Source organism: Leptospira broomii serovar Hurstbridge str. 5399 (genome assembly GCF_000243715.2).
Classification (GTDB): Bacteria; Spirochaetota; Leptospiria; order Leptospirales; family Leptospiraceae; genus Leptospira_B; species Leptospira_B broomii.
On record NZ_AHMO02000005.1, the window covers coordinates 1 to 3555 of the forward strand.

A 3555-nucleotide genomic window follows, 5' to 3' on the forward strand; every position below is an offset into this window, starting at 1 on the left:
GCCTCGTCACTTGGTAAGAACGCGGTTGTGGATAGCTACGGGAATATAACATATACGACAGCAATCGAAGACGGCCACGCTAAGCTGAAAGCAGGCGGAGATGCAACGAACTCAAGCGACTACGAAGCGACGAAAACGAACCAAAACGTTTATATAGGAGCTCCATCGACGATTAAGATAGCGAGTGGAGGAAATCTATTCCAAAACTGGGATGCGAACTCGGTTCTTACAGAGAATCGAACGAACGAAGATTCGTTTCATAAATCGTATAATACAGCAATCAATACCCTAAACACGCAAATCAACTCGCTGAACGCACAAAACGCGAAGAACGATCTAGCATTCCAAGCGGCGGCCCAATCGGCAGCAAGCTATGCATCGGATGTACAAAGCTTAGCGAAGGCAATGCTGCAGGGCGGGACATTCGAGTCCTGGGCTAAAGGCCAGATCCAGGATAAGGTGAATGCTGCAATGGCTACAGCGATTGCAAATGCAACCGGGATGAGCCCTGACATGGCAAGCCAACTCGTAAGCTGGTTTGAAAAGAAGCAGGCAGACAAGAAAGCGAAAGCCAAGGCTAGAACACAGGAGATCACGTCAGGACTCGTGACAGTAGCAAGTATAGCGGCGTCTTTTATAGCAGGCCCGGAGATGATGGCAGTAGGGCAGGCAGCATTGCAAGCAGTACAAGGCTACCAGAACGGAGGAATGGAAGGAGCGCTTGTAGGAGCGGCGAGTGGGGCAGCAACGGGGTATGCGAGACAGTTCGGAGTGAACGTAAGCGTATCGTATAGCTACTCGGGAGGATTCGGAGGAAGTGTAGGATTAGGATCATCGTCTCTGAATGCAGGAGTCAGTTTTTCACAACATGGAAGCAGTAGCTTTAATATAGGTGGGACGTATGGCAATGTAAGCTATAACCCGCAATCAGGGTTTAGCGGTAGTGTAAATCTAACACCTGGCCAGAATACCGGAGCGATGGTGAATCTAGGCCAGCATAGCGGACCTAGCTTAACAATCCAAGAATCGGATGGATCTAGCGGAGTAGGTGGTTCCGTAACGATAGACGGTAAGGGAAATACGACAGTAGCCGCCACGTATAGAAACGCTACCGTAGTGTCAGCGACGGGGAACGTGCACAATCCTAGTAGTTTCGGTAACCTGAGTGTGAACGATAACTTTAATAGTGATCTGAACCAGAACCTTGCGATGGGTAAGGCTGACGAGAATTTAACTGCCGGACGTGCAGAGTTAGAGGCCGGTAGAAATGCCATAGCAGAAACGGGGAATGAACCTCAGAAAGAGATCTTAAACAATGAGAATGCGAGTGCAGCAGATCAGCATGGAGTCTTGGCGACTCTTGCTAAAGCGGGAGAGTTTCTAACCGATCCTAGCTCTGCATCTACTTGGTTGGGAAGAACGACTCAGGATGTAGTGGGTAGCTTCCTTGGTAGCACGGGTTTAGGCGCGAGCGATAGCAATGGGTTTATAGATAAGAATGGAAAGTATGTTCAAAGGACTTGTTTTACAGCAGGGACACTGATTCGGACGAAATCAGGCTTAAAACGCATTGAGAAAATCGAGATCGGGGATTATGTATTATCGATCAATGAAAATAATGGTAAGGTATCTTACCAGAGAGTAAAACAATTATTTGTTAATGAAGTTCTCTCCGTTAATAAACTTACCTATGATAACGGCTATGAAGTAACGACAACATCTGATCACCCTTTTTATTTGAGAGGTAAAGGTTTTACCGAAGTTAAAAACATACGTTCGGGTGAAAGGTCTGTTACAGTAGCGAGTATCCGCAATTCGCATTTAATCCAAAGTCATTCGAATGTTTCGATTGGAACATCCTTAGCATCGATCGGTAGCGAATCTTCCCGATCTAACTCAGCGTCTTGGTCTAATGAATATAATGGAACCCTTGGGATTTCTAAGATAGAAGAGGTTAAGGAAAAGACTAAGGTTTATAATTTCGAAGTAGAGAATAATCATACATATTTTGTTGGGAAAGTCGGCGTGCTTGTTCATAACCTATGTATGAAGGATCCTGCTCGCAACGGGAAATTTTTGTCAGCGAACCCATATTCGAATTCCGATCCAGTTGAGTTTAATAAATTAGTAAAAGAGAAATATAACCTTACTGATCCGAATGAAATAGCTAACGCTGCAAAAAAATATCGTAAAGGTCTGATAGAGGGGTATAATGCGGGTCAATCTAGGACTGCTGTTGGTGCTTTAGACATACTCAGCGGCGGAGTCATTGAAGGTCAAAAGACTGCAAATGCATTAGATAGCAATGCAAAGAATCAATCTGAGCATTATCAGGATGGCTATAATAAAGGTCGTGCTCGCGGTTATATTATAGGAGGACTAAGTGCAGCATCCGATTACGTTCCACTATTGGGGATGGCGAAGGGGGGAGGCAAGGCGAATGGCAAATCCTTGTATCGCTACGTAAGCGAAGGAGAGGCGAATGTTATTCGAAATACTGGAGAAATACCAAACACGAAGGCTGATGGAATAACGCAGAAACCAGTTTATATCACTGATAGAAAATATAATAATGCAAAGAATGCAAAAGAATATCTTCAATTACCTGAGAAGCCTGTATACAGGGTAGAAATTGACCCTAATAAAGTTCCAAATAGATCACCTATATCAAAAATTAACCCAAATGATAATCCTCAATGGGGGCGAGGAACCGGAAGAGAAGGAACTAGTCCTGATAAAATACCTGTCGATCCATCGGCGTTAAAAAAATTGCGTGGAGCAAATAAACCGTGATTTGGGCTAAATTTCCAGCAAACATAAATGTCAAAATAGCTGATCCTACTTTCAAGAAAGTTATATTATTTTTCGAAATTAAGATGAGTAAAAAAAATAATTTTTCTATCGGCCCATTCGTAATTTCACATTTGAATCCTTTGTCAGTTACTCGTGAGGCAATAAAAATCGAATTAAACAGCGAGAGGGATTTGTTTTTGATGGACTATGCTGGTGATCAATACATCATTACAAATGAGATTGGTTTGTTGATAATTGGTAAATTTGATATCGAGAAGGCATTGCAAAAAATACGTAATACCTTTGTAGAAAATGCGATAATTTATGAGAATTTTTTAAAAGAAGACGAAATCTATAGCGGACCAAAGCTTGAAGTAACCATTTCAGTAGATTTGCAAAACCCAGTAGATTTAAATATTGAATTGGATAGGAATATGTTTCACTCTTAATAGAAAAAGAGTGAACTCTCCCCCGCGAGGGATGCGCAGGGCTTTGTCCAACACGGGATAAATAAATGAAAGCTAAGCTAACAAAAAAGAGCGTGTTGGATGAGGGCGACTGCCCGAACCCGAAGCAGCCCGGCCCAAAGGGCGCGGCCCTAACCCTCCTAATTACAATAGTATTCCAGCAATCGTTGATTGGAGCAGGCAACGTAGCGTTAGAGAGCCGGCTGAACGACCAAGCAATAACAACGAAACAAAACGCGGTAAACCAGATAGCCTCGTCACTTGGTAAGAACGCGGTTGTGGATAGCTACGGGAA

The 3555-nt window shown here is 43.4% G+C and carries 2 protein-coding genes and 1 pseudogene; all 3 read left to right on the forward strand.

Going from position 1 to position 3555, the window contains the following annotated elements; translation table 11 throughout:
• Positions 1–2793 (forward strand): TIGR04388 family protein (locus tag LEP1GSC050_RS03340; protein WP_084695307.1); only part of this gene is annotated, 2793 nt, incomplete at its 5' end.
• Complete coding sequence (locus tag LEP1GSC050_RS03345; RefSeq protein ID WP_010568950.1) at positions 2790–3242, forward strand: hypothetical protein; 453 nt, start codon at positions 2790–2792, stop codon at positions 3240–3242. The genes LEP1GSC050_RS03340 and LEP1GSC050_RS03345, both read left to right, overlap by 4 nt.
• A gap of 65 nt (positions 3243–3307) precedes the next feature.
• Positions 3308–3555: pseudogene (locus tag LEP1GSC050_RS03350) on the forward strand (hypothetical protein); the annotation flags it as partial.